The 22,270-nt window shown below is 70.2% G+C and carries 28 protein-coding genes and 3 tRNA genes; 12 read left to right on the top strand and 19 right to left on the bottom strand.

Features of this window, described 5'->3' with window-relative positions; genetic code table 11:
- The first annotated feature begins 86 nt into the window (after window positions 1–86).
- From ABD262_RS05935 to ABD262_RS05920, 4 genes are all read left to right on the top strand, one after another.
- Complete coding sequence (locus tag ABD262_RS05935) at window positions 87–956, top strand: CHAD domain-containing protein (protein ID WP_344132569.1); 870 nt, start codon at window positions 87–89, stop codon at window positions 954–956.
- Between the two features lie 196 nt (window positions 957–1,152).
- Window positions 1,153–2,064, top strand: a complete 912-nt coding sequence (locus ABD262_RS05930; RefSeq protein WP_344132566.1) for a hypothetical protein — start codon at window positions 1,153–1,155, stop codon at window positions 2,062–2,064.
- On the top strand, window positions 2,061–3,320 hold the full coding sequence (locus tag ABD262_RS05925; RefSeq protein WP_344132563.1) for an NRAMP family divalent metal transporter: 1,260 nt from the start codon (window positions 2,061–2,063) through the stop codon (window positions 3,318–3,320). The genes ABD262_RS05930 and ABD262_RS05925 overlap by 4 nt, the downstream gene beginning before the upstream one ends.
- A 113-nt stretch (window positions 3,321–3,433) precedes the next feature.
- Entirely contained in the window at window positions 3,434–3,988 is a 555-nt protein-coding gene (locus tag ABD262_RS05920; protein ID WP_344132561.1) for a dsRBD fold-containing protein, read from the top strand.
- Window positions 3,989–4,041: 53 nt separating this feature from the next.
- Here ABD262_RS05920 and ABD262_RS05915 read toward each other — a convergent pair whose 3' ends face one another.
- From ABD262_RS05915 to ABD262_RS05905, 3 genes are all read right to left on the bottom strand, one after another.
- Entirely contained in the window at window positions 4,042–4,428 is a 387-nt protein-coding gene (locus tag ABD262_RS05915; protein WP_344132559.1) for a hypothetical protein, read from the bottom strand.
- 64 nt (window positions 4,429–4,492) lie between these two features.
- Complete coding sequence (locus ABD262_RS05910; RefSeq protein WP_344132557.1) at window positions 4,493–4,714, bottom strand: PLDc N-terminal domain-containing protein; 222 nt, start codon at window positions 4,712–4,714, stop codon at window positions 4,493–4,495.
- Between the two features lie 34 nt (window positions 4,715–4,748).
- Complete coding sequence (locus tag ABD262_RS05905) at window positions 4,749–5,687, bottom strand: Gmad2 immunoglobulin-like domain-containing protein (protein WP_344132555.1); 939 nt, start codon at window positions 5,685–5,687, stop codon at window positions 4,749–4,751.
- A 159-nt stretch (window positions 5,688–5,846) separates the two neighbouring features.
- Between ABD262_RS05905 and ABD262_RS05900 the strand changes: the two genes are divergently transcribed.
- Both ABD262_RS05900 and ABD262_RS05895 read left to right on the top strand, forming a co-directional pair.
- The gene (locus ABD262_RS05900; protein ID WP_344132552.1) at window positions 5,847–6,191 is read left to right on the top strand and encodes a hypothetical protein; all 345 of its coding nucleotides are present in this window, start codon (window positions 5,847–5,849) and stop codon (window positions 6,189–6,191) included.
- A 114-nt stretch (window positions 6,192–6,305) separates the two neighbouring features.
- On the top strand, window positions 6,306–7,547 hold the full coding sequence (locus tag ABD262_RS05895) for a DUF2235 domain-containing protein (protein ID WP_344132550.1): 1,242 nt from the start codon (window positions 6,306–6,308) through the stop codon (window positions 7,545–7,547).
- A 41-nt stretch (window positions 7,548–7,588) separates the two neighbouring features.
- Here ABD262_RS05895 and ABD262_RS05890 read toward each other — a convergent pair whose 3' ends face one another.
- The 3 genes from ABD262_RS05890 to ABD262_RS05880 all read right to left on the bottom strand — a co-directional run bounded on the left by ABD262_RS05890 (window position 7,589) and on the right by ABD262_RS05880 (window position 9,823).
- Window positions 7,589–8,182 carry a GNAT family N-acetyltransferase gene (locus tag ABD262_RS05890; protein ID WP_344132547.1) on the bottom strand — a complete coding sequence of 198 codons (594 nt, stop codon included), beginning with the start codon at window positions 8,180–8,182 and terminating at the stop codon, window positions 7,589–7,591.
- Window positions 8,183–8,189: 7 nt separating this feature from the next.
- A complete protein-coding gene (locus ABD262_RS05885; protein WP_344132544.1) occupies window positions 8,190–9,029 on the bottom strand; it encodes an alpha/beta fold hydrolase in 840 nt (279 codons plus the stop codon).
- A gap of 101 nt (window positions 9,030–9,130) precedes the next feature.
- Window positions 9,131–9,823 (bottom strand): GAF and ANTAR domain-containing protein, encoded by a 693-nt coding sequence (locus tag ABD262_RS05880; protein ID WP_344132541.1) that lies wholly within the window; start codon window positions 9,821–9,823, stop codon window positions 9,131–9,133.
- Window positions 9,824–10,054: 231 nt separating this feature from the next.
- Between ABD262_RS05880 and ABD262_RS05875 the strand changes: the two genes are divergently transcribed.
- Both ABD262_RS05875 and ABD262_RS05870 read left to right on the top strand, forming a co-directional pair.
- A complete protein-coding gene (locus ABD262_RS05875) occupies window positions 10,055–10,339 on the top strand; it encodes a hypothetical protein (RefSeq protein ID WP_344132538.1) in 285 nt (94 codons plus the stop codon).
- Window positions 10,340–10,381: 42 nt separating this feature from the next.
- Window positions 10,382–10,810, top strand: a complete 429-nt coding sequence (locus tag ABD262_RS05870; RefSeq protein ID WP_344132535.1) for a hypothetical protein — start codon at window positions 10,382–10,384, stop codon at window positions 10,808–10,810.
- Window positions 10,811–10,857: 47 nt separating this feature from the next.
- Here the strand turns inward: ABD262_RS05870 and ABD262_RS05865 are convergent, their stop codons facing one another.
- The 4 genes from ABD262_RS05865 to ABD262_RS05850 form a co-directional block, all read right to left on the bottom strand.
- Complete coding sequence (locus tag ABD262_RS05865; protein WP_344132532.1) at window positions 10,858–11,577, bottom strand: class I SAM-dependent methyltransferase; 720 nt, start codon at window positions 11,575–11,577, stop codon at window positions 10,858–10,860.
- Between the two features lie 93 nt (window positions 11,578–11,670).
- Entirely contained in the window at window positions 11,671–12,369 is a 699-nt protein-coding gene (locus tag ABD262_RS05860; protein ID WP_344132529.1) for a DUF4386 domain-containing protein, read from the bottom strand.
- Window positions 12,370–12,391: 22 nt separating this feature from the next.
- Window positions 12,392–12,556, bottom strand: coding sequence for a hypothetical protein (locus ABD262_RS05855; protein WP_344132526.1), 165 nt, complete (start codon window positions 12,554–12,556; stop codon window positions 12,392–12,394).
- Window positions 12,553–13,059 carry a nitroreductase/quinone reductase family protein gene (locus tag ABD262_RS05850; protein ID WP_344132523.1) on the bottom strand — a complete coding sequence of 169 codons (507 nt, stop codon included), beginning with the start codon at window positions 13,057–13,059 and terminating at the stop codon, window positions 12,553–12,555. The genes ABD262_RS05855 and ABD262_RS05850 overlap by 4 nt, the downstream gene beginning before the upstream one ends.
- Window positions 13,060–13,181: 122 nt before the next feature.
- On the opposite strand from ABD262_RS05850, the gene ABD262_RS05845 reads away from it, so the two are divergent.
- Window positions 13,182–13,652 carry a hypothetical protein gene (locus tag ABD262_RS05845; RefSeq protein WP_344132520.1) on the top strand — a complete coding sequence of 157 codons (471 nt, stop codon included), beginning with the start codon at window positions 13,182–13,184 and terminating at the stop codon, window positions 13,650–13,652.
- 86 nt (window positions 13,653–13,738) lie between these two features.
- Here ABD262_RS05845 and ABD262_RS05840 read toward each other — a convergent pair whose 3' ends face one another.
- Window positions 13,739–14,041: a DUF3040 domain-containing protein gene (locus ABD262_RS05840; protein ID WP_344132518.1), complete on the bottom strand. Its 303-nt coding sequence runs from the start codon at window positions 14,039–14,041 to the stop codon at window positions 13,739–13,741.
- A 230-nt stretch (window positions 14,042–14,271) separates the two neighbouring features.
- Here ABD262_RS05840 and ABD262_RS05835 point away from each other — a divergent pair, with 230 nt between their 5' ends.
- Window positions 14,272–15,264 (top strand): heparan-alpha-glucosaminide N-acetyltransferase domain-containing protein, encoded by a 993-nt coding sequence (locus ABD262_RS05835; RefSeq protein WP_344132515.1) that lies wholly within the window; start codon window positions 14,272–14,274, stop codon window positions 15,262–15,264.
- On the opposite strand, the gene ABD262_RS05830 is transcribed toward ABD262_RS05835, so the two are convergent.
- Window positions 15,261–15,773 carry a universal stress protein gene (locus tag ABD262_RS05830; RefSeq protein WP_344132512.1) on the bottom strand — a complete coding sequence of 171 codons (513 nt, stop codon included), beginning with the start codon at window positions 15,771–15,773 and terminating at the stop codon, window positions 15,261–15,263. The two genes, ABD262_RS05835 and ABD262_RS05830, sit on opposite strands and share 4 nt — an antisense overlap.
- A 246-nt stretch (window positions 15,774–16,019) precedes the next feature.
- Between ABD262_RS05830 and ABD262_RS05825 the strand changes: the two genes are divergently transcribed.
- A complete protein-coding gene (locus ABD262_RS05825) occupies window positions 16,020–16,520 on the top strand; it encodes an ABC transporter permease subunit (RefSeq protein ID WP_344132509.1) in 501 nt (166 codons plus the stop codon).
- Between the two features lie 69 nt (window positions 16,521–16,589).
- Here ABD262_RS05825 and ABD262_RS05820 read toward each other — a convergent pair.
- The 4 genes from ABD262_RS05820 to ABD262_RS05805 form a co-directional block, all read right to left on the bottom strand.
- Window positions 16,590–16,664, bottom strand: a tRNA-Val gene (locus tag ABD262_RS05820).
- Window positions 16,665–16,695: 31 nt separating this feature from the next.
- Window positions 16,696–16,766 (bottom strand) — tRNA-Cys (locus tag ABD262_RS05815).
- A 22-nt stretch (window positions 16,767–16,788) separates the two neighbouring features.
- Window positions 16,789–16,861: transfer RNA gene (locus tag ABD262_RS05810), tRNA-Gly, on the bottom strand.
- A 32-nt stretch (window positions 16,862–16,893) separates the two neighbouring features.
- A complete protein-coding gene (locus ABD262_RS05805; protein WP_344132506.1) occupies window positions 16,894–18,063 on the bottom strand; it encodes a YihY/virulence factor BrkB family protein in 1,170 nt (389 codons plus the stop codon).
- A 32-nt stretch (window positions 18,064–18,095) separates the two neighbouring features.
- Between ABD262_RS05805 and ABD262_RS05800 the strand changes: the two genes are divergently transcribed.
- Window positions 18,096–19,742: an acyl-CoA dehydrogenase family protein gene (locus tag ABD262_RS05800; RefSeq protein ID WP_344132503.1), complete on the top strand. Its 1,647-nt coding sequence runs from the start codon at window positions 18,096–18,098 to the stop codon at window positions 19,740–19,742.
- A gap of 15 nt (window positions 19,743–19,757) precedes the next feature.
- On the opposite strand, the gene ABD262_RS05795 is transcribed toward ABD262_RS05800, so the two are convergent.
- The 3 genes from ABD262_RS05795 to zapE all read right to left on the bottom strand — a co-directional run bounded on the left by ABD262_RS05795 (window position 19,758) and on the right by zapE (window position 22,253).
- Window positions 19,758–20,141 carry a VOC family protein gene (locus tag ABD262_RS05795; RefSeq protein WP_344132500.1) on the bottom strand — a complete coding sequence of 128 codons (384 nt, stop codon included), beginning with the start codon at window positions 20,139–20,141 and terminating at the stop codon, window positions 19,758–19,760.
- Between the two features lie 98 nt (window positions 20,142–20,239).
- Complete coding sequence (locus ABD262_RS05790; protein ID WP_344132497.1) at window positions 20,240–21,181, bottom strand: polyphosphate kinase 2 family protein; 942 nt, start codon at window positions 21,179–21,181, stop codon at window positions 20,240–20,242.
- Window positions 21,182–21,248: 67 nt separating this feature from the next.
- On the bottom strand, window positions 21,249–22,253 hold the full coding sequence (zapE, locus tag ABD262_RS05785; RefSeq protein ID WP_425564800.1) for a cell division protein ZapE: 1,005 nt from the start codon (window positions 22,251–22,253) through the stop codon (window positions 21,249–21,251).
- Window positions 22,254–22,270 lie beyond the last annotated feature (17 nt).

The raw sequence follows: 22,270 nt of genomic DNA, 5'->3' as shown, positions 1-22,270 counted from the left end.
ACCGGCGGCGGGGAGGCCCCCGATGCGACACCGACGGCATGAGAGCCTCTCATCGAGGCCGGCCCTGCGAGAGGAGGCGTCTGTCGATGACTAGGTCCGCGACCACCCAAGGCACCGCCGCGTCGCTCGTCGGGCCCTACTTCACCGCGCAGGTGACCGCCCTGCTCGCCGCTGACCAAGCCGTTGGGGAGGGCGACGAGTCGGTCGTCCACGGTGGCAGGGTGGCGACGCGGCGCATCCGCACGGTCCTGCGCGTCTTCGGCCCTCTCTTCAACGCGGTTGCTGCCGAACACCTGGACCACGAACTCCGTTGGTGGTCTGGAGTTCTGGGCCCGGTGCGTGATCTGCAGGTCCTGCAGGACCGACTCGATGCCCTCGTGGTGGACCTCGACGCGGACCTGGTCGTCGGCCCGGTCCGCACGCGGATCGACGTGGAGCTCGGGCAGTACCGACTGGAGCACTGGGCGGCAGCGATCGACGCACTGACGAGTGATCGGCATCGTGCGCTGGTCGACGACCTCGCGCGATGGTGCACCGAGCCGCCCTGGACCGCCGAGGCCACCCGGACCGCCTCGACTCTCGTTCCCATGGTCCGGAAGGCCGACGACTCCGTCTCCACGCGACTCGCCCATGCGCACCGCTCCGGTCGGGTCGAGGACATGCACCGCGCGCGCAAGGCGGCCAAGCGAGCCCGCTACGCCGCGGAAGTGGTGGCGGCCGTCCAGCCCAAGGGAGCGCGCGCGTCCGCCCAGGGGTTTCGACGGCTCCAGGAGCTGCTCGGCGAGCACCAGGACAGCATCGTGAGCGCCCAGCTCCTGCGGCTTCTGGCCGACAAGGCAGACCGAGCCCCTGGCGAGAGCAGTTTCACCTTCGGACTGCTCCACGAGCGCGAGCAGGAGCGCGCTCGCGCGATCGAGGTCGAGGCCCATCGGCTCGCCCACCGGCTGTTCGGGTGAACGGTCGGGCCGAGTTCCTGCACCGGCACCTGCAACGCCTCGGCCGAGGTGCCGGTGCAGGAGTGCACCGAAGACCGGGCCGAGGCGGACATCGAGGTCGTCCGTGACTGCGTGGGACGCCCGTGACTGCGTCGGAGCTGTGGGATGGGACGTAGGGCTCTGGTCCTGACCAGCGCCGACCGGCTTGTCTTGCGGTGTGAGTGACCTCCCGCCGCAGGGCAAGCCGGTCGTGCTGCTGCTCTCGCAGCTCCTGGGGCGCCCGGTGTTCGCCCCGGACGGCCACCCCGTAGGACGGCTTCGCGACCTGGCCGTCACCGTGCGTGACGACCACCCCAGCGTGAGTGGCGTGGTCGTCGGCACCGGCCGGGCGTCGACGCGACGCGTGGCCTGGTCGGCGGTGAGCGGGGTCTCCGGAGACGGTCCGGTTCGGCTGCGCGAGGAGACCGCGCCGACTGCGCCTCCCTCAGCAGTGCGGGACCTCCCCCTGGAGGTCGACGAGCTCCTGCTGGCCCGAGACGTCCTGGACACGCAGGTCGTCGACCTGCAGGACTACCGGCTCTCCCGGGTCTCCGACCTCTACCTCGCGTACCAACCGGACGGCGCGCTGGAGGTCGCGGCCGCCGAGGTCGGGCTGGCCGCCGTGCTGCGCCGGATGGGCCTGCGCCGGCTGGCTGCGCCGTTGGCACCGGTGGTCGTGGACTGGACCGACCTCCACCTCACCTCGCGCCGAGGACACCAGCTCCAGCTCGGCTCCGGCTCGTCGGCCTTCCACCGGCTGGACAGCCGGGGGCTGGCCGAGCTGCTGACCCGGTTGACCACCGAGCATGCGACGGAGCTGATCCGGGCACTCCCGCCGGGCCACGCCGCCGCCGCGATCCATGGCACCCACCCCGCCACCGGGCGCCGCCTGTTGCTTGCGCTGCCGCCCGACGACGCCAGCCGGCTGGTGGCCGCCGCCCACCCGACCCACGCCGCCCGGCTGGCCGCGTTGCAGGCACCGCCGGCGGCGCCCCCGGTCCGGCGCCTGTTGCGCACGGCAGGCTGGCGGCGGTACCGGCCGGCCCAGGGGCCGTCCGGTCGACCCGACCGGACAGCTGACCGGAGATGACCATCGAGACCCGTCCCGTCCGGTCCCGCCCTCGTGGTCGTCGTCGTGTCGCCCTCGCAGCACTGGCTGCGGTGGTCGGCCCCGGTGTGCTGGCGGGTCTGTCGGACGACGACCCCGCCGGCATCACCACCTACTCGGTCCTGGGCGCCTCCTACGGCTACCAGCTGTCCTGGGTCCTGCTCCTGTCGACGGCGGCGCTGGTGCTCTTCCACAGCCTCGGAGCACGGCTCGGGGTGGCGACGGGGCAGGGGCTGATCGGCCTGGCTCGTCAGCGCTACGGGCCACGCGTGGGAGGCGTGGCCCTCCTGTTGCTCGTCCTGGCGAACCTGGGCACGACCTGCGCGGAGTTCGCCGGGGTCGCGGCGGGCTTCGAGCTGTTCGGCGTCTCGCGCTACGTCTCGGTCCCGGCCACCGCCGTCGTCGTGTCCGGGCTGATGCTCAAGGGCAGCTTCCACCGCGTCGAGCACCTGCTGATGGCCCTCGCGGCAGTGCTGGTCGCCTACGTCGCCGCCGGCTTCGCCGTGCGACCGGACTGGGGTCGCGCCGCAGAGGGCCTGGTCCTGCCGACCATGCCGTTCACCCACGATGCCGTCCTGGTCGTGGTCGCCACCGTGGGCACGACCCTGGCGCCGTGGGGCCTGAGCTTCATCCAGTCGTATGCCGTGGACAAGAAGCTCACCGTCGCCGACCTCCGGTACGAGCGGATCGACGTGGTCACGGGGTCAGTGCTCACCGGCATCGTGGGGCTGTTCGTCGTGGTCACGTGCGCGGCCACCCTGCACGCACGGCACCAGACGATCACCGACGCGTCCGACGCCGCGAGCGCGCTGCAACCCCTGGCTGGTCGCTTCGCCAGCGCCCTGTTCGCCGTCGGCATCATCGGGGCCGCCCTGCTGGCCGCTGCCGTGCTGCCGCTGTCCACGGCATACTCCGTCTGTGACTTCACCGGTCACGAGGGCGCACTGGACGACGGGTTCGCCCGGGCCCCGCTCTTCTACTCGACCTTCGCGTTCTGTGCGGCCGTCTCGGCCGGTGCGGTGCTCTTGCCGGGGGTTTCGCTCGTCCCGGTGCTGGTGCTCACCCAGGTGCTCAACGCCGTGCTGCTGCTACCGCTGCTGGTGGTGATGTACCGGCTCGCGCGAGATGCCGACGTCATGGGGGCTGACACGATCGGCCGCTCGGCCGTTCTCTACGTGCTGACGATCGGCTTCGTCGGTGTGTGCGTCGCCGCCCTGATGGTGCTCAGCCTGCCCTGACCGGCGGGCCGCCGCCCCGCGGGACAAAGGCTCGGGACCTTCGACCCGCGCGCGCGAGGGCCGCCCGACGCAGGCTGGAGCTGTAGGTCCACACCATCATCAGGAGGGACACCATGAAGGCTCGACCTGGAGACCGGATCATCCTCGCGGCCGCGACGGTCGACGGCGCGGTGCGCGACGGCGAGGTCCTCGAGACCCGCGGGGACGATGGCGCACCTCCGTACCTCGTGCGCTGGAGCGACGGTCACGAAGGGCTGCTGTACCCGGGGCCCGGATCGGTCCTGCGGGTCACGCCCCACGGCCCCAGCGGGACCGCGCCGGCTCCCAAGGCGCCGACCTCGCCGACCTCGCCGCTGGCGCCTTCCGCGCCGAAGCCTCCGACCACGGGTGCACATCCGCGGGTGCGCGACTGGCAGGTCAGGATCTCCGTCTTCGGGTCGGATGACGACTCCGAGGCATCAGTGGTGCTCCTGGCCGACTCCCCCACCCACCTCACTGCCCACGGCCACAGCCACCGCAGCGACCACGACCGCGACGTGCCCGAGATCGGTGACGAGGTGGCAGTGGCTCGTGCCCTGCGCCGACTCGCGGACCAGCTGCTCGAGACGGCCACCGAGGACATCGAGGCGGTCACCGGCGAGCACGACGTCAGCCTGCGATCCCGCTGACGGCGCCGTCCCCCGGGGCCGCCGAGGGGCTGGGTGCGCGGGTGCTGGTCGGCTCAGCCGAGGTGGACCAGGCGGTCGAGCAACGCCGGCCCGGCGACCCCCACCATGATGACCGCGTGCAGCAGGACGGCCACCTTGGCCAACGCGTCGTGCCGGTCACGGCGACCGGCGTCGAGACCCAGGCCGAGGCCGACCAGCAGGGGCAGCAGCCAGACGGTGGTCACTGCGACCCAGGGCACCCACTCCTCGAGGTACAGCACCTCGCCCCCGGAGGTGGGCAGCCCGACGAAGGTGGCGACCCAGCCACTGACGGCGATGAACAGCAGCGTCCACACGACGAACACTGCCAGCATCCACAGCGAGACTCGGGCCTCCCGCCGGCCCGACAGACGCGCGGTCGAACCGGCCGCCGGCGCTTCGCCACCCGCCTGGGGACTCATCGCCGGTTCTTCATCGACACCACCTGCTGGCTCCACCGTCATCGGCTGTCATCGTCATCGGCAGTCATCGGCGCCGACGGCGCCCGAAGAGGAAGTAGGCGCACGGACCCACCGTGTTCACGAACGTGGCGCAGACCCACGCCCAGCGCGGTCCGTTCAGCTCCTCGGGGGTCCTGCGACGCAGGTCGCGCAGTGCCGCTGCCTGCAGGAGCACCTGGACGATCGCGCCGAAGACGACCCCGCGGCGCTGTGCCTGGCTCATCTCGGACCACGACCGCTTCGTCATCGTTCGCCTCGCCATCGCTGTCTCCCTTGCCGTTTCATCGGACGGTGAACTGCTTGTCGTCGGTGGCCGGGCCGTTTGCCCCGGCTCCCCCTGACGGGTCGTCGGTCGAGACGACGACGATGTAGGTGCCGGGCTGCAGCCGGGCGCTGTAAGAGAACGGGCCGAAGCCCCCGGTTCCCGTCCCGCCCATGGCCGAGCCATGGGCGACGGTCTTGCCCGCGCTGGTGCGGACGACCCAGCCGAACGTCGCCTCGAAGGACGTGCCGAACCCGGCGAAGCCGACCTTGCCCGCCTTGCGGACGTCGCCCTGCTGCGGCGACGTGACCCACACCTGGGCCTGGACGTCGAGCAGTGGAGCGCGTCGGGTCGCAGTGCCGATGCGAAGGACACCCCACACGTCAGCGGGCTTGCCGTCCTTGGTGATCGTGACCGTGGTCGCCGGCGTGCCGGCCTGCGACGCAGCGGCTGTGGCCGTGTAGACCAGCTGCTGGATGGCCGTCGCCGCCAGCTCACTTCCGACATTGGTGTTCGAGAACGCGTCGGAGGAAAGATCGACGACGAGGCCAGTTCCCTTCCGCGACACCGTGATCCGGCTGGCTGGACGCCACGGCGACAGGTAGTCCGGGTCGAGTGGGGCGACCGAGGTCATGGCGCCCACCGCCGAAGCCACGGCACCTCCGCGATCTGGGACGGTGCGGAACTCGCGGTACAGCTTGAACGAGCGCTGGGACTCCGCGACGTAGTAGACGGGGATGCTCCTGAGGGTCCCCGATGCCGTTCCGGTCGTGGCCGAAGCACTCGACGTCGTCGACGGGGTGCCCGATGAGGCCGAGGGACTGGCCGACGTCGTCGAGGAGCTCGCCGACGGGGTGGCCGAGCCGGATGGTCCGGTGGTGTTGTCGTTGGAGCAGGCGATGGTCGTCCCGAGCACGGCCAGCACACCGATCACCGCCCGGACGGATCGTGCTCGCATGTCCCCCCCTTGACTGATGGTGCTCCTCAGTGAACGGCGGGTCGGCTCTCGGGACTAGGGCCTTTAGCCCCTGCAGTCGTGCCGGCTCGGTGGGACGCTGGACCCGAGTCCGCTGCGGCCTGCCGCGGCGTTCGGCACCCCGGCCACGGAAGGCGAGGCATGGCACCCCAGAGAGGGCCCAGGACCCGGTCGCGACGACGCGAGCTCGCCGCAGTCGTGAGCCTCGGGGTGCTGGCCGTCCTGTTGTCGGCCTGCGCGGCGACGCGCAACACCGCAGCAGGTCACGGGCCGGACGACGCCGGCTTCTGGCTCGGGCTGTGGCACGGCCTGATCGCACCCATCGCCTTCCTCGTATCCCTGTTCAACCGTTCGGTCGGCGTCTACGAGGTGCACAACAGCGGGGCTTGGTACAACTTCGGTTTCCTGCTCGGGCTGTCGATCTTCTTCTCCAGCAGCGGCGCCGGGGCCCGGGGCCGATCGAGATCAGCCAGGCGTTCGCGCTGATGCGGTGCGGGTGGCTCGGTGCCGGGACGCCCAGCACCCCACCTGCAGCCACTGGGGCTGATGGGCCGAAATGACCAGTGCGGCCAAGCGGCCCCTTCTGTCAGCATGAAGGGCATGAAGCGCTTGGTCGTGTGCTGCGACGGCACGTGGAACAAGCCGGACAACCGGTTGGTCACCAACGTCGAGAAGATCGCTCGCACCGTGCAGAGCGACCCCGCCGCCACCGGTGGCGTCTCCCAGCTCGTCTACTACGTCAGCGGAGTCGGAGCCGGCAGCTATGCCGCTGACCGAGTCCTCGGCGGCGCATTCGGGTTCGGCCTGTTCCACAACGTGATCGCCAGCTATCGGTTCCTCGCGCAGAACTACGAGCCGGACGACGAGATCTTCATCTTCGGGTTCAGCCGCGGCGCCTACACGGCACGCTCGGTGGCCGGCATGGTCGCCCGGGTCGGGCTGCTGACCAAGGTCTCCCTCGTCGAGGAACGGCTGCCCGCTGCGGTGGCCATGTACCAGCGCAAGAACCTGTCCGAGGGCGCCTTCGGGTCGAGCGTCGAGGAGTTCAGGCACGACCACTGCCACAGCGCGAAGGTGACCTTCCTCGGCGTCTTCGACACGGTCGGGGCGCTCGGGGTGCCCGGGCTCAACGGGCTCACCCCGCGGTTCCACGACGTGCAGCTGAGCCGCAACGTGCAGCGGGCGCGGCACGCCGTGGCGATCGACGAGACGCGCCTGAAGTTCGCCCCCACGCTGTGGCTGGCCTCGGCTGAGCCCGAGACCAGCGCACCTCTTGAGCCCGAGACCAGCGCACCTCCAGAGCCCGCACCAGGCGAACTCGCGGTCACCGCCGATGACCGGGTCAAGCAGGTGTGGTTCGAAGGCGCGCACTCCGACGTCGGGGGTGGCCTCCGGGAGACGGGGTTGTCAGACACCTCGCTGCTGTGGATGGCGCGCGAAGCCCACGCCGCGGGACTGGTCTTCGACGCCTCCCTGTTGGACCACTACGTCAACAGCGGCTCGGATCCGATCCGACACAACCCGCTCAATGCGATGTACCGGACCGACAACCTCATCCTCAAGGCGAAGATGACACTGGGCTCCAAGGACCCCGCGAGCCCTTTCAGCGGGGGCCTGCGCCGCCTGACCAACGACAAGGCGTTGTCCCTGCGGTTCGCCAGCAGCGCCGTGAACCACTACCAGGGCGGCGACTACGCCCCCGCCAACCTGAGGGCCGTCGCGGACGCGCCGGATGGTTTCCAGGGCGTGGGTATCGAGCCCGTGCAGGCGCTCCCCGAGGCCGGCGTCGACCTGGCTCCCCTCGCCAGGCCAATTCCATTGGGGGCGAACGGCCAACCCTGACGCCCCGGTTCGTGCTGCCCTCCAACGTCGGCTGGGGTAGGTCAGGGGTGCGGGTCGAGTCGTCGACGCACGACGCGCCGACGCAGCGTGGGCGAAGCCACGACCTCGTAGCCCGCCTCGAGGAAGACCTGCACCGGGCCGACCGACGCCTCGTCCCAGATCACCGTCTTGCCCGGTGGCGGCTCGATGGGGTAGCCCTCCAGCACGTGGGCGCCGACCTGTGCGCCGTACTCGACGGTGGCGGCGGCGAGCTCATAGGTCAGCCCGGCCTGGCGCCAGCCCTTGCGCACGACGAAGCAGGTGACGGACCAGACGCCCTCGAGCTCGGGATCCATTCGCATCCACGGCTGCCTTCGGCTCCACAGCCTGGGGTAGTTCTCGCGTGGCTCGACGGCAACCCAACCAGCAGCCTCGCCGTCGACGTACCCGATCAGCCCCGACGTGGGCCCGGCCGTGCCGCAGGCGGTCTGCTCGAGGAGAGCAGTGTCCCGCTGCTCCTGGGTGGTGTCGCGCCAGATCCAGCCGGGCACCTTCAGCGCCTGGCATCGGCACTTGCTCGCGCCCCCCGAGCCGAACACCGCCTCCACGTCCTGGCCGGCCGCCTGGTTGGCCGGCAGCCAGGTGAAGTCGGACATGTGCTCATCATTGCGCAAGGAAGTCGCGCAGCGTCTCGGCGAACCGCTCAGGCTCGTCCAGGTGGGGGAAGTGCCCCGCGCCCGGGAAGAGCTCGACGCGGCAGCCGGGGAAGGCCTGGTGAGCCGTGGTCGCGTGCCAGGCCGGAATCATCCGGTCCCGCGTCCCCCACACGACCAGGACGGGGATCGTGGCGACCATCGGCAGATGAGCCTGTGCACTGACCGTCTGACCGCCCGGGTCGATGACCGCGCGCGTGGTCGCCAGGAAGGCGCGCCGGCTGTCCGTGTCGGCCAACGAGGTGAACCCTCGCCAGGCCTCGGTGACATCCGGGCTGGGCCGCCAGCCCATCCCTGCCAGGGTCCGCCCCACGGCTTCGGCTCGGCTTCGAACCCAGCCGGAGGCGATCAGGGGCAGCACCCACTCGGCACCGGGCAGCGTGGCCGCCCTGAGCAGCGGGCTGACCGAGCGTCCGAGACCGCCACTGGCGATCAGGACCAGACGACTGACCCTCTCCGGGAACAGGTAGCAGAACTGCAACGCGATGCCGCCGCCCAGCGAATGCCCCACGAGTGTGACTCGATCCATGCCGAGTCGGTCGAGCAGGTCCCGCAGGGTGGCAGCGTGCGCGCTCAGCGAGTAGTCGCCCATCGGTTTTGCCGATGCGCCGTGCCCGAACAGGTCGGGGGCGAGGATGCGGTGGTCGGTGTCCAGCGCATCCACCAAGCGGGTCCAGCTCCGGCTCGAGCTGGTCAGCCCGTGGATGAACAGCACCGCCGGGCCCACGCCGCTGTCGAGGTAGGCGAGCTCGTGCTCGCCGAGCATCACTCGGGTGGCCTGTGTCCTCACGGTGCCTCCTCAAGCGTACCGGGTGGTAACCTACGCTACCGTAACCTGCCGTCAGGGGTGGCCGAGCACGGGGACGATCTCCGCGCCCGAGCTCGCGCGCCCTATGCCTTGGGCACCGTCCGGGTCTGCACGATCTGCTCGGCCAACTGGCGGAGCTTGACGTTCTTGTTCTGGGAGAGCCGGCCCAAGAGTCCGAACGCACGGTCAGGTCCGAGGTCGAACCGTTCCATCAGGATGCCGGTGGCCTGGCCGATCACCGTTCGCCCCCCGATGGCCTTCTCCAGGTTCTCCACCTCCTGGGCGGCGGCCAGGGCGACACCCACGTGGGCGGCCAGGGCCATGCCGTCGTGGACGTCGTCGGCGGTGAAGGCCGACCTGGTCCTGCTGTAGAGGTTCAAGGCGCCCAGCGTGCTGTCCGTGGAGAACAAGCGGTAGCTGACGATGCTGAACAGGCCGACCCGACCCGCGACCTTCGGACCCCATTCGGGCCACCGCTCATCCACCGACAGGTCGGCACTCTGCACGACCTCCTGCTCCCGCAGGGCATCGAGGCAGGGGCCCTCCTGCAGCTCGTGCTGAAGGAGGTCGACCTGACGCAGCGAGTCGTCGCTCGAGGCATGCGTGTCCACGCGCGCGCCCCGATAGACGACGCACACCCCCGCGGCGTCACATCCGGGCAGGATCTTGGTCGCAAGCATCACCGCACGCTCCATTGCCTCCCGGGTGCTGCCCTCTTCCTGCATCTCCCGCGCCGCAGCAGCGAGCTCGGTGTTGAACTGCTCGTGATCGGCCACCAGCGCAGCATGACTGACGCCGCTGCGGCAGACAACCGTCGAGACCAGCGAGCCGCTGAGTCCGTGGTCTTCCCAGTGCGGACGAAGGTCCCTGCCTCACTCGTTGCCCCAGCGGCCACGCTGGAAGTGCGAGAAGGAAGGTGTGCCATGACGACCGCCAAACACGTACCACCTGTGAAAGCGCCCAGCAGTGGCGGGCAGGTCACGAACCTCAGGCGAGCTTGGATCGCCGTGGCACTGATCCCGGTGGCATTCGTCCTGGCCTTCGCGGTCGGGGAAGGGCTCTACACACTGCTCGGTTACCAGCCGGAGGATGCGACTGAACCGCTGTGGGTCGCCCTCGTCGCTGGCGTCCCCGCCATCGTCCTGTTCCTGGTCCCCTGCGCCGCAGCGGTCTGGTACGGCAACAAGGCGAGAGTCGAGGGCCATCGTGCTGGGCTGGTACCGCTGGCAGCTGGGGCAGCTCTCGGGCTGTGGATGGTGGTCATGAACACCGTGTCACTGTTCGCCGGGTAGCGCGGACAAGGATCGTGCTGGGCCGGGGCGGAGGTGGTCACGATGACGTTGCGTGAGGTGCCCACCTCGGCAGCACCTCGGCACCTGGTCACGTGGGCCTGGACCTGCGTGGCCCTCGTTCCCGTCGGGCTGGCCTTGTCCGTCGTGACGCTGTTCGGGCTGGCGACCCTGCTCGGGGTGGACCTGCTTCCGGATCGGGGCTCGCCTCGGGTCAGCGTGCCGGAAGGTCTCCTCCTCGGGTGCACGAGCACCTTGGTTGCCCTCGCGGCTCCCACCCTGGCGGTGGTCCTGTCGGTCCGTGCCGCGCGCGCGGGGCAGAGGTCGGCGCGGGCGGCCCGACTCGTCTCCGTCACCCTGCTCGCGCTGGCCGTGCTCGCGTTCGCGATGGGTGTGGGCACCTTCGGTCTGTTCGGCCTCGTCGTGGTCGGGGTGGTCCTGTCGCTCGCTCTGCCCCGGCACGCCCCGGGCTAGCAGCGCTAGCCGAGACCCCGCCCGCGTCGCAGTCGGCGCCGTTCCGTTCAGGGCGCTTGGAGGTCGAAGAACAGGAAGCAGATGAACGAGCGACCATCCGTCGTGGGCAGGAGCTCTGCCGGGGTGTTGGCTGCGGGCGGCGGCTCGGTGACCGCCCCGATGCCGAACCCTGCGGCGATGAAGGTTTTGATGACGTCCTGCAGGGGGCGGTGCCAGTAGGTCATCCACACCGTCCCCTCGCCGAAGTCGTAGTCCTCGGAGTACTGGGTGAGGGCGAAGTAGTCGGCCTCCGGGTACACGATCGCGTAGACCGTCGGGTGGATGATCGAGACGATGAGCCGCCCACCGGGGCGGAGCACCCGTCGCAGCTCGGCCAGTACCGGAGCCCAGTCCTTGACGTAGTGCAGTGACAGCGATGCGGCGACGAGGTCGAACGCCTTGTCGGGGTAGGGCAGGGGTGCACCCAGGTCCGCGACTCTCAGGTCCGCTTCCTCGCCCAGCCTCTGGCGGGCCAGGTCGACCATGGCGGGACTCAGGTCGAAGCCGGAGACGAGTGCGCCCTCGGCGCGCAAGGCGTCCATCAACGGACCCGACCCGCATCCAGCGTCGAGAACCTCCAGGCCCGCGACGTCACCGGCGAGGCGGATCATCTCCGGACGCGCGTAGTAGGCATTGAAGAGGTTGTTGTCGTTGCTGGCCGAGTACGCGGCCGCAAAGCTGTCGTAGTCGGCTACGGGGGCGGCGGGCTCGCTCAACGAATCGGGCATGACTGCGTTTCTACCCGACTCGCATGGCCGCTCCAAAGGTGACGCGCTGCGGACCGGTCCACGCCCTGACGTCGTGCAGCCGGCGGTCACCTGTCACGCGGAGGAGGGCGCCCGGGGGTCCGCGCCTCTGAAGAGGAGCCACACCGCGAGGCCGAGCTCGGCGACGAAGCCCACCGCCCACAGCGGGTAGCTGAGGGCGGGGTGCGACGGCGCTAGCAAGGCCTGCAGGAACCACCCGAGCACGGCGACGCCGTCGATCAGGAGGAGCCAGCCGAGGAACCGAGGCAGGAACCCGCAGCGCAGCACGAGCCAGCCGAGGGGGAACAACCACGCGGAGAAGAAGAGCTGGGCCGTCACGAACCCCACGTGGTACGTCGATACCGACAGCACCGCCATACCGTCGAGCTGCGGACCGGTCAGGCCACTCAGGCGCGCGGCGCTATCCCCTTGGGCCAGCACCGCAAGAAGTGGCAGGTAGCTCGCACACTGCACGGCCGCCCCCACGGCGTTGAGGACCAGGAGGAGCAGCGCCAGGGCTTCGTCGACCCGCCGCAGCAGCGTGGCGAGCGCCCAAGCGGTGAGGACGAAGAGCAGTGCGGAGGCCAGCGCCGCGACGAGGCCCACCCGGAACATCCCCTCGTCGCCGCTGATGGTCGCGCGAAGGGTCCGTTCGTCGCTGAGCCCGATGTGCCCGACCAGGCTGGCAAGCACGGTGGCCAGGATGTAGGCGAGGTAGAGGCCGCCGGCCCATCGGGCGACCACGTCTCGGGTCCACCGACCCGTGGTGGGCATCACGACCGCGCCTCCCGACTCGTCACGTGGCGGCGCCCGCCCCGGCTGGGTGTGTCCCAGCGCGGACGACCAGCCCGACGCTCACCCCGAGCGCGAAGAGGCGGATCACGTTGAAGATCGTGGCCACGAGCGCGGATCGACAGCTGCCCGCGTCCGCTCGTGCGCCGAGCTCGCCCAATGGCGTCATGGGACACGGTCGGGCTCGTCGCGTGGCTCCAGCACGACGACGGCGGTCCCGGTTGGGCGTCGAGCGGCGTAGTCGTCCAGGTTCCTGTCGAGCTCGGCCCAACGAGACCAGAGCCGTTCGCGTTCTTCGGCCTCCGCGCGGCGCGCGTGCACCCGTCGCGTCCCGTCGCGGGTCTGGACCAAGGCGTCCGGGTGGGCCTGCAGGTTCAGCCACCACGCGGGTTCGCCAGGACTCCATCCGTTCATCGCCATCGTGACCAGGTTGGGACCGTCCTCGACGTAGCCGAGGACGACTCTTCGGGGCATCCCGCTGCGTCGGCCCGTGGTGGTGAGCTGCAGCGCACCCCACCTGCCCGGCTTGGGTCGCCACAGGCCGAACCGGCGCCTCGTCGCCCGTAGCAGCGCGCGATGTCCATGCCAGAAGGCCACGACGAACCAGCGCGGCGGAAGCCGTGTTCGCCGCCCGCGCGCGACCGCCGATCGCGTCGCACGTTCCCCGGTCATGTCCTCAGGTTGACCGTCGGCAAACGCGGGTGCCAAGGACCAAGGTCCGGGGTCGCGAGCCAGGACGCGCACTGCGCTGTTTGTATCTGCTGTCGTGCGCATCTCGGTGACACGGTGTCTTCGTGGACAGGTCCTTGGGCGCGGACGCCCCTCGAGCCCGGAATGGGTCGCTGGCCCTTCCGCGTGAGCCGTTGGGACGAGCGCTGCTCCTCGCCATGGTCACGTTGCTCGCGTGCGACGTGGTCGGGGGCTTGATCGCCGTTGTCTCGGGCGTCGACACGTGGGACCACGCGTGGGGCTTCGACACCACGTCAACGGTGCCGCTCCCGGTCGGCGTCGTCCAGCTCGTCCTGGCCTGGCTGGCCGCCCGGGACGTCCGTCCTCCCATCGGTCTCATCTCCGCGGTCCTGCTCAGCCCCTTCTGCCTGGCCAGCCTGTTGTTCGGCTCGCTGGACGGTGACCTCAAGGGCAACATCGCGTCGGCTGGGTGGTTCTCATGGGGAGTGGTCTGGGCCTTCGCGCTGCTTGCCGTCACTGCCGTGGTCGGTGTGCTCGCCGCAGCCCAGGCGAAGCGGCTGCGCCGGCATCGCTGACGCGCGACGGGGCCCGGTCGCTCGCACCGTGCGGCGTGTGGGGTGGTGGTCTTCCTGGTCCGGTTGGAGCGGGCTGACGCGCGCCCCTACCGATGGCCTGACCGGGTACGAGGAAGCAGGTCGATCCGCCGGCCCGGCGCGGCGACTGCGAAAGCCACCGCAGCAACCATCAGGCCGAAGCCGGTCGCCCCGACCCACAGTGACGTGGTGACACCGACCAGGACCAGTCCGAGTCCGACGAGGACGCCGACAGCACCGATGGCGATTCGCCGTCGGGCCGTGATCTTCACGCCCGCGCCCTGCATCTGGGAGACGAAATCGGGGTCCTGCTCGGACAGCGCCTCCTCCATCTGCCGGAGCAGCCGCTGCTCGCGCTCTGTGAGCGGCATAGTGACCTCCTGGCTGTCATTGGATCTCGCCAACGCTACGAGCTTCGTTGCATTGCAACGTATTCCGCGGATGGCATCATCAGCCGAGCCCAGTATCCGACTGGCTGACACGGTCAGCCTAGCTACCGGTCACTGGCCCGCTCAGGGTCCTTGGTCCCCCGTCACGACGGGATGGTGACACCGTCCAAAGGGCGGTGCTCCACCCAGGCCGGCGCGCGTAGCGTGAAGTCATGCGTCCACAACGCAGTGACGCCGTCACCGGCGCTCGGGTGGCGGCTGTCGCACCATCCCGCGACCTGGCGATCGACCGGTTCCGGGGTGGCCTCATCATCCTCATGGTTGCCGGCAACTACCTGGCCGGTGTGGACTTCGTCCCGGCATTCCTCAAGCACACGCCCGACGTGGGGCTCACCGTTGCGGACGTGGTGGCGCCAGGCTTCGTCTTCGCCATCGGCCTGACCTACCGGCGCTCCTTCGTGCACCGGGCTCGTCAGGACGTCGCAGGGGCCTACCGGCACTTCCTCCGGCGCAACCTCTCACTGATCGGGATCGGCGCGATCATCTCCGCCGGGTCGACCTCGGTGGCGCACCAGCCGTCGGACTGGGGTGTCCTCCAGGCGCTGGGGGCAGCCGGCCTCCTGTGCCTGGCAGTGGTACGACTGAGCATGACCGCCCGGTTCGTGACGGGTCTGCTCGTTCTCTGCGGCTACCAGTACCTGCTCGAGATGCGGGCGTCGGAGCCGGTACCGGTCTCTTCCCACGGCGGCTTCGTCGGCTCGCTCTCGTGGGGGGCCTTGCTCATCCTGTCGACGGCCATGGGCGACCTGTACCGCAGCGGGCTCGGTCGATACGTCGGGGGCTGTCTGGGGTTGGCGGTCGTGGCCACGGTGAGCGCGTTCCTGGAGCCGGTCAGCAAGATCCGGGTGTCGCCCAGCTTCGTGTTGGTCTGTCTCACCCTGGCTGCCGTCGCGTGGCTCCTCGTCGATCTGGGTTCCCGGTCCGCGCTGAAGCCCGCCGGATACCTCTGCTGGTGGGGCGAGAACCCACTGGTGCTCTACCTCGTCCACCTCGGACTGCTCGGCGCCCTCACGGTGCCGTCCGAACGGTGGTGGTATGCCGGCGCTTCAGTGCCGCTGGCTGCGGCCCAGCTCCTCGCGCTCCTCGCCCTGTCGTCGACGACCGCGTGGTGGCTGCACCGCCGGGGTGCGCGGATCGGGCTCTAGCCGACGACTCCCCCGGCGTGCCGCGCCCCGCCGCCCGGGGGCGGCCGGTCGCCGTGCACCACGAGCACCGGGCACTTGGCGTGCTCGGCACATGCTGCGCTCACGGAGCCGAGCAACAGGCTGGCGAACCCACCGTGCCCCCTGCTGCCTACCACCAGGACCTGGGCGTCCTTGCTGAGATCCATCAACACCCTCGCGGGGTTGCCTTCCTCGACCCGGGCCTCCACGCCCGCCGGAAGATCCTTGCCGTAGTAGTCCTCCAGGACGTGCCGCAGCTCGGTCTGGACTATCGCCTGCGGATCCCAGTCCGACGGCAACGGGCTCCAACCCTCACCCAGCAGCGCGGAAGCGGTGTTTGCCTGCCAGACAGCGACGACCAGGGTCCGGCCCCCGCAGGCCGTCGCGAGGTAGTCGGCCCACCGCAGCGCAGCGACGCTCTGCTCGGAGCCGTCGACACCGGCGACGACCACAGGCGGCGTAGGAGCTGTACCAGGCTGTGTCGGGCTCATCGTGGACGTCCTTTCGTGGGTGCCGGCGATTCCCAACGTCCCTGCCCTCGGTGGTCGCTCGATAGGGCCCAAGGTCCCCGGCCGCCGACACGGTCCTCCGCCGGCGAGTCGCCACGGGCGATGGACCGCCTGCGAGTGGGGGACGGGGCGGGGACATAAGTTCCTGTGCGACAAGGCATCTGAAAGTCACGCTGTGGTCAGGTGCTATCCCACCGGTAACCAGACTCGACGTGGCGACTCTCTGCAGTGGCGCACCTTTCCAGGACGCCGGACCGGCCGTGCGCTGGTCCCCAGACAGAAAAAAGCAGCCCCAGCTCGTCATCCTCCAGCTCCTCGAGCTCGAGCTCCGCGACCGCACCCATCGGCGGCAACGGCGAGGCAGCCCGCAGGGCCGGCATCCGACTGGCCGGCGTGCGCACGGCCGCCTTCGTCCTCGCCTCGTTCACCGCAGGGATAGCCGGAGTGGTCTACGCCTCCCGCCTCCGGTCGATCTCCACCGCCATCGACGGCGGGACCCTGGTCCTGTATGCCGTGGCGGCGGCTGTCATCGGTGGCACCAGCCTGTTCGGCGCCCGTGGGAAAGCCCTGCACGGAGTCCTTGGCGGGATCGTCATCGCGGCCATCGACAACGGCATGGGCCTGCTGGGGTTCAGCGCCGCCAGCAAGTACATGGTCACGGCAGCGGTCCTGGTGATCGCCGTGACGATCGACGCCGTGGCCCGGCGCAACAGACCGACCGGCACCTGAGAGACCGACGCCCAGAGCACGAGAACGGCCCCTGATCCGCGTTTCCGCAGGTCAGGGGCCGTTTCGTACTGGTGGGCGATACTGGGTTTGAACCAGTGACCTCTTCCGTGTCAAGGAAGCGCGCTACCACTGCGCCAATCGCCCCGGGTGGTGCTTTTCGGGTTCGTACGTGTCGAGGTGGAGACGGGATTTGAACCCGTGTACGCGGCTTTGCAGGCCGCTGCCTCGCCTCTCGGCCACTCCACCGTGAAGGCGGTCAAACCCTCCGAGCGGATGACCGGGCTCGAACCGGCGACCTCAACCTTGGCAAGGTTGCGCTCTACCAACTGAGCTACATCCGCATACACGCGCTATTGGTGTTGAACGGGGTGTTTCACCCGCTGCGCGTGCGTGCAGACATTATCCGATCATCGGCGTCGTCTCCAAATTGGGTGTCGTCCGTGTCGGTTCCAGGCGTGCGCGGCATGGGTGTCAGCGGCTTCCGCGCCTCGTCGCGCAGCGCCTGCACCGACGTCGACAGCTCCTCGTCAGCCTGCGCAGCAGCCACGGCAGCCGTGCCCGCCAAGGCGTCGTGCCCGCTGACCGGTCCGATCGTGTCCTTGCGCCGCTGCACCCAGCCCTTGGCCCACTCCACGCCCTTGGCCCGCAGCGAGAGCCGGTCCTCGACCGGCCACATGGCGCGGATGGCGGCGTTGAGGGCGGCCCCGATGAGGACCGCGATGGCGAGGGCGTAGAGGAAGATCAGCAGGACGATCGGCGTCGAGAGCGGGCCGTAGATCGACGTGCCACCGCTCACGGACGCGGTGAGCGTGCCACGCAGGACGAACGACGCGAGCACCCAGATGACCAGCGTGAGCACCGCCCCGGGCACGTCACGCAGCCACGGCGACCGTCTGGGGGTGGAGATGTGGAACAGCGTCGCGATGCTCGCCACGGCCAGCATGCTCACGACCGGCCAGTACAGGTAGGTGAGGAAGTGCACCTCCTGGGGCAGCAGGTCGCCGAGCCACGACGGGCCGATGACCACCAGCGGGATCACGATGATGCCGACGAGCAGCGAGAGGAAGTACAGCGTCAGGGACAGCGCCCGGGTGCGGACGATGCCCCGCTCGCCGGACTGCCCGTACATGATCGAGATCGTGTCGACGAAGACGTTGAGGGCGCGCGACCCCGACCAGATCGACAGCAGGAAGCCGAGGGAGATGAGGTCGCCACGGCCGTTCTGCAGCACGTCGTTCGCGGTCGGCAGGATGATCTGGTCGACGACGTTCGCGACCAGGAACTGCGACGAGAAGTCCTGGATCCCCTTGATCAGGTCGTTGACGATGTCGTTGCCGAGCCACCCGCCGACGTAACCCACGCCACCGAACAGCCCGAGCACCAGGGGCGGCAGCGACAGCAGCATGAAGAAGCCGGCTTCCGACGCCAGACCGGTCACCCGGTAGCGCAGGCAGACCCGGATCGTCTCCACCGTGAGCCGCGCGGCGGGCATGGCGCCGGGCACGCGGAGGAGTGCGCGCCGTACCCGGGCCTTGGGAGTCACCCCGTCACGGTATCCCGGCATAGTGTGCCCTCGTGCCCACCCACGCCGTGACCAACCAGGTACCCCCGCTCCCCGAGGTCAACACCGTCACGTCCCAACCAGCCCTCGACGAGGGCCTGCGACGCTGGGCCGACCAGGCGGCATACGACGAGGTCTGCGCCCTCGGTGCCCGCGCGGGGAGCGTCGAGGCTCGCGAGTGGGCGGTGCAGGCCAACGAGCACGAGCCGGTCCTGCGCAGCCACTCCCCCACGGGTGATCGCCTCGACGAGGTGGACTTCCACCCCGCGTGGCACGAGCTGATGACCGTCGCGGTGGGTGCCGGGCTCACCGCCGAGCCGTGGACGCAGCCGTCCGGCAGCGGCGCCCACGTGCGCCGCGCCGCAGGCTTCATCGCCTGGTCCGAGAACGAGCAGGGGCACCTCTGCCCGATCTCCATGACGTATGCCGCCGCGCCGGCGCTGTCGGCGAACCCCGCCCTCCAGCAGCGCTGGCTGCCCCAGCTGGCCTCTCGCAGCTACGACTTCGGCCTGCGCCCGCTCGACCGGAAGCGTGGCGCCCTCGTGGGCATGGGGATGACCGAGAAGCAGGGCGGCTCGGACGTGCGCGCCAACACCACCCGCGCGGTCGCCTCCGCAGGAGGTCCGCTCGAGGGCGGCGCCACCTACCGGCTGACCGGCCACAAGTGGTTCTGCTCCGCGCCGATGAGCGACGGGTTCCTCGTGCTCGCCCAGACCGAGGCCGGCGTGGGCTGCTTCCTGGTGCCCCGCGCCCTCGACGACGGCACCCGCAACCCCTTTGCGCTGCAACGCCTCAAGGACAAGCTCGGCAACCGGTCCAACGCCTCGTCGGAGGTCGAGCTCGACGGCACCTGGGGTGTGCGGGTCGGCGACGAGGGTCGCGGCATCCGCACGATCCTCGACATGGTCGCGGCCACCCGTCTCGACTGCATCCTCGGCTCGGCGTCCACGATGCGCGCGGCCCTGGTGCGCGCGGTCCACCACGCCCGGCACCGGTCGGCGTTCGGTGCGCTGCTCGTCGACCAACCGCTGATGCAGAACGTCCTCGCCGACCTCGCGCTCGAGGTCGAGGCCGCGACGACCCTGGCCCTGCGCCTCGCCCACGCCGTCGACGAGGGTGACACCGCCCTCTCCAGGCTGGGGGTGGCGGTGGGCAAGTACTGGGTCTGCAAGCGCACCGCACCGATGGTCGCCGAGGCGCTGGAGTGCCTGGGCGGCAACGGTTACGTCGAGGAGAACGGCCTGGCCCGCCTCTACCGGGAGGCCCCCCTCAACTCGATCTGGGAGGGCTCGGGCAACGTCAACGCGCTCGACGTGCTGCGCGCGATCACGCGCGAGCCCGGGTCGGTGGAGGCGTTCCGCAAAGAGCTCGCCCTGGCCCACGGGCACAGCGACACCCTCGACTCCGCCATCGCGCACGTCGACGACGTGGTCCGGTATGCCGCGGAACCGGGCGCCGCGGCGGGCGCCCGACACGTCGTGGAGCAGCTCGCGGTGACCCTGCAGGCCTCGTTGCTCGCCCGCCACGCCCCGACGGAGGTGGCGGACGCGTTCGTCGCGAGCCGCCTCGGTGGGCAGCACGGCGCGACCTTCGGCACCCTCGACGCGGGCCTGTCGACCGCCCACGCCCGAGGGATCCTGGACCGGGCCTTCAGCACCTAGGCCTAGCGAGCCGGGTCAGGCCTGGTCGTCCTCGATCACGGACAGGACGTTGCCGGCCGGGTCCTTGAACCAGGCGATGAGCGGGCCCCCCTTGCGGAAGATGCCCTTGGCATCGGTCTCCATCTGGGTGCCCTCGTACTTCTCGAAGACGACGCCGCGTGCGGTCAGCTCGTCGACGGTCGCCTCGATGTCGGCCACCGGGAAGTTGAGGATGGTGAAGCCGGCCGGCTCGTGGTTCGGCTTGGGGTAGGCGATGGCGTGGTGCCCGCCGCCCAGCTGGATCTGCAGGATGCCGTGGTCCTCCGTCACCTCCAGCCCGAGCTGGTCGGTGTAGAACGCGCGTGCGGCCTCGGTGTCGGGGACCGAGAACCCGCTGAAAGCCTTCGACTCGCTGAGCATCGCTGCTCCCTTCGGCTGATGGGTCGTGCTTCGACAGAGGTACTGACCGGTGGCGGCCGCGGAAGTCATCGCGGACCCCACCGGTCAGTCAGGACGACTCACGACTTGGCGAGGCGCTGCTTCTCGCTCTCGACGTCGTAGTCGGCCCGGGGCCACTGGGGGTCCATGCGTTCCAGGTGCTCGAGGACGAGGTTCTGGACGGCCAGCCGGGCGTACCACTTGCGGTCGGCCGGGACGACGAACCACGGAGCAGCATCGGTGGACGTCTTCTCGAGCACCGCCTGGTAGGCGGCCTGGTACTCGGGCCAGTGCAGGCGCTCCTCCACGTCGCCCGGGTTGTACTTCCAGTGCTTGTCCTCGCGCTCGAGGCGCTCGGTGAGCCGGGACTTCTGCTCGTCGGAGGAGATGTTCAGCATCACCTTGACGATCGTCGTGCCGTCGGCGACGGCCTTGGCCTCGAAGTCGTTGATCTGCGCGTAGCGCCGCGACCACGTCGCGCGTGGCACCAGCTGGTGGACCCGCACGATGAGGACGTCCTCGTACTGCGACCGGTCGAAGACCCCCACCTGCCCCGGCTCGGGCAGGGCGTTGCGGATCCGCCACAGGAACGGGTGGGCACGCTCCTCCTTCGACGGCGCCTTGAAGGCGGTGTACTTCACGCCCTGCGGGTCCATCTGACCCACGACGTGGCGCATGATCCCGCCCTTGCCCGAGGTGTCCATGCCCTGCACCACGAGCAGCAGGGAGCGCTGCACCTGGCCCTTGGACTCGGCATACAGCCGCTCCTGGAACTGGCTGATCTCGCCGGCCCGGGCGGCGAGGGCCTCCTCGCCGGCTGCCTTGTCTCCGTCGAAGCCCGGAGTCGAGCGCGGGTCGAGATCGGCGAGGATGAAGCCCTCACCGACCTTGAGCGCGTCGGCGAAGCTCGACGGCGTGGGGACGCCCTTGTCGGAGGCCTGGGTGGCGTCCAGCCCGGCGACCTTGGACTTCTTGCCGCCCTTGGCCTTCTTGGACTTCTTGTCGTTCTTGCCCTTGCTCATCCCCGCATCCTGTCAGTGCAGGTCAGGCAGCGCGAGGGATGTCATCGAGGAAGCTCCGTCAGGGAGGTCAGTCCTGGTCGTGCCGCGCGAGGGCGGTCAGCCGCGAGATGGCTCGGTAGTACTTCTTCCGGTAGCCGCCGGCCAGCATCTCCGCGGAGAACAGCTTGTCGAGCGGGAGCCCGCTGGCGTAGAGCGGGATGTCGGCGTCGTAGAGCCGGTCGGCCAGCACCACGAGGCGCAGGGCGACGGACTGGTCGGTGACGGGACGCACGTGGGTCCACCCCACCGCGGTGACCCCGTCGAGCAGGGCCCGGTAGCGGCTCGGGTGGACCTGGGCGAGGTGCCGGGTCACGTCGACGAAGTGGTCGAGCACCCCACCCTCGCGGTCCACCCCAGCACGCACCTCGTCCTCGGAGGACGGTGCCGGGCTGTCCACGGTGTCGCGGTGGCGGTAGTCGGGCCCGTCGACCGTGAGCACCTCGAACCGGGCCGAGAGCGCCTGGATCTCGCGCAGGAAGTCCTCCGCGGCAAACCTCCCCTGGCCCAGGGCGTCAGGCAGCGTGTTGGAGGTGGCGGCCAGCGAGACACCCGCTCCGGCCAGCCGGGACAGCAGCGTGGCCATCAGCACGGTGTCGCCGGGGTCGTCGAGCTCGAACTCGTCGATGCACACGAGCTGGTGCCCGCTCAAAGCCTCGACGGTGGGCTGGAACCCGAGGGCGCCCACGAGGTTGGTGTACTCCACGAACGTGCCGAAGGCCTTGGCGCCCTCGGCCTCGTGCCACAGGGACGCCAGCAGGTGGGTCTTGCCCACCCCGAAGCCCCCGTCGAGGTAGATCCCGCGGCCGTCGTCGTTCGATGCCCTGCGACGCCCGAACCAGCGGCCACCCGCGCGCTGTCCCATGCCGGCGGCATACCCCTCCAGCCTCTTCACCGCGACCGCCTGCGACGGCTCCGCCGGATCGGGTTGGTAGGTCGTGAAGCGCTCGGCGTCGAAGCGCGGCGGGGGCACGAGCTCGCGCACCAGCCGCCCCCGGTCGAGCTGTGGGAATCGGTCGACGAGAGAGCCAGGCACGCACGCAGCCTAACGAC

This window comes from Pedococcus bigeumensis, assembly GCF_039531795.1.
GTDB lineage: Bacteria > Actinomycetota > Actinomycetes > Actinomycetales > Dermatophilaceae > Pedococcus > Pedococcus bigeumensis.
Note: the sequence above shows the minus strand (reverse complement) of the source record. Positions and strands in the feature narration are given on the sequence as shown.

Coding starts and splice junctions, on each gene's coding strand:
- ABD262_RS05935 (WP_344132569.1), top strand. CDS start 87: ATGACTAGGTCCGCGACCACCCAAGGCACCGCCGCGTCGCTCGTCGGG.
- ABD262_RS05925 (WP_344132563.1), top strand. CDS start 2,061: ATGACCATCGAGACCCGTCCCGTCCGGTCCCGCCCTCGTGGTCGTCGT.
- ABD262_RS05920 (WP_344132561.1), top strand. CDS start 3,434: ATGAAGGCTCGACCTGGAGACCGGATCATCCTCGCGGCCGCGACGGTC.
- ABD262_RS05915 (WP_344132559.1), bottom strand. CDS start 4,428: ATGAGTCCCCAGGCGGGTGGCGAAGCGCCGGCGGCCGGTTCGACCGCG.
- ABD262_RS05910 (WP_344132557.1), bottom strand. CDS start 4,714: ATGACGAAGCGGTCGTGGTCCGAGATGAGCCAGGCACAGCGCCGCGGG.
- ABD262_RS05905 (WP_344132555.1), bottom strand. CDS start 5,687: ATGCGAGCACGATCCGTCCGGGCGGTGATCGGTGTGCTGGCCGTGCTC.
- ABD262_RS05900 (WP_344132552.1), top strand. CDS start 5,847: ATGGCACCCCAGAGAGGGCCCAGGACCCGGTCGCGACGACGCGAGCTC.
- ABD262_RS05895 (WP_344132550.1), top strand. CDS start 6,306: ATGAAGCGCTTGGTCGTGTGCTGCGACGGCACGTGGAACAAGCCGGAC.
- ABD262_RS05890 (WP_344132547.1), bottom strand. CDS start 8,182: ATGTCCGACTTCACCTGGCTGCCGGCCAACCAGGCGGCCGGCCAGGAC.
- ABD262_RS05870 (WP_344132535.1), top strand. CDS start 10,382: ATGACGTTGCGTGAGGTGCCCACCTCGGCAGCACCTCGGCACCTGGTC.
- ABD262_RS05865 (WP_344132532.1), bottom strand. CDS start 11,577: ATGCCCGATTCGTTGAGCGAGCCCGCCGCCCCCGTAGCCGACTACGAC.
- ABD262_RS05860 (WP_344132529.1), bottom strand. CDS start 12,369: ATGCCCACCACGGGTCGGTGGACCCGAGACGTGGTCGCCCGATGGGCC.
- ABD262_RS05855 (WP_344132526.1), bottom strand. CDS start 12,556: ATGACGCCATTGGGCGAGCTCGGCGCACGAGCGGACGCGGGCAGCTGT.
- ABD262_RS05850 (WP_344132523.1), bottom strand. CDS start 13,059: ATGACCGGGGAACGTGCGACGCGATCGGCGGTCGCGCGCGGGCGGCGA.
- ABD262_RS05840 (WP_344132518.1), bottom strand. CDS start 14,041: ATGCCGCTCACAGAGCGCGAGCAGCGGCTGCTCCGGCAGATGGAGGAG.
- ABD262_RS05835 (WP_344132515.1), top strand. CDS start 14,272: ATGCGTCCACAACGCAGTGACGCCGTCACCGGCGCTCGGGTGGCGGCT.
- ABD262_RS05830 (WP_344132512.1), bottom strand. CDS start 15,773: ATGAGCCCGACACAGCCTGGTACAGCTCCTACGCCGCCTGTGGTCGTC.
- ABD262_RS05795 (WP_344132500.1), bottom strand. CDS start 20,141: ATGCTCAGCGAGTCGAAGGCTTTCAGCGGGTTCTCGGTCCCCGACACC.
- ABD262_RS05790 (WP_344132497.1), bottom strand. CDS start 21,181: ATGAGCAAGGGCAAGAACGACAAGAAGTCCAAGAAGGCCAAGGGCGGC.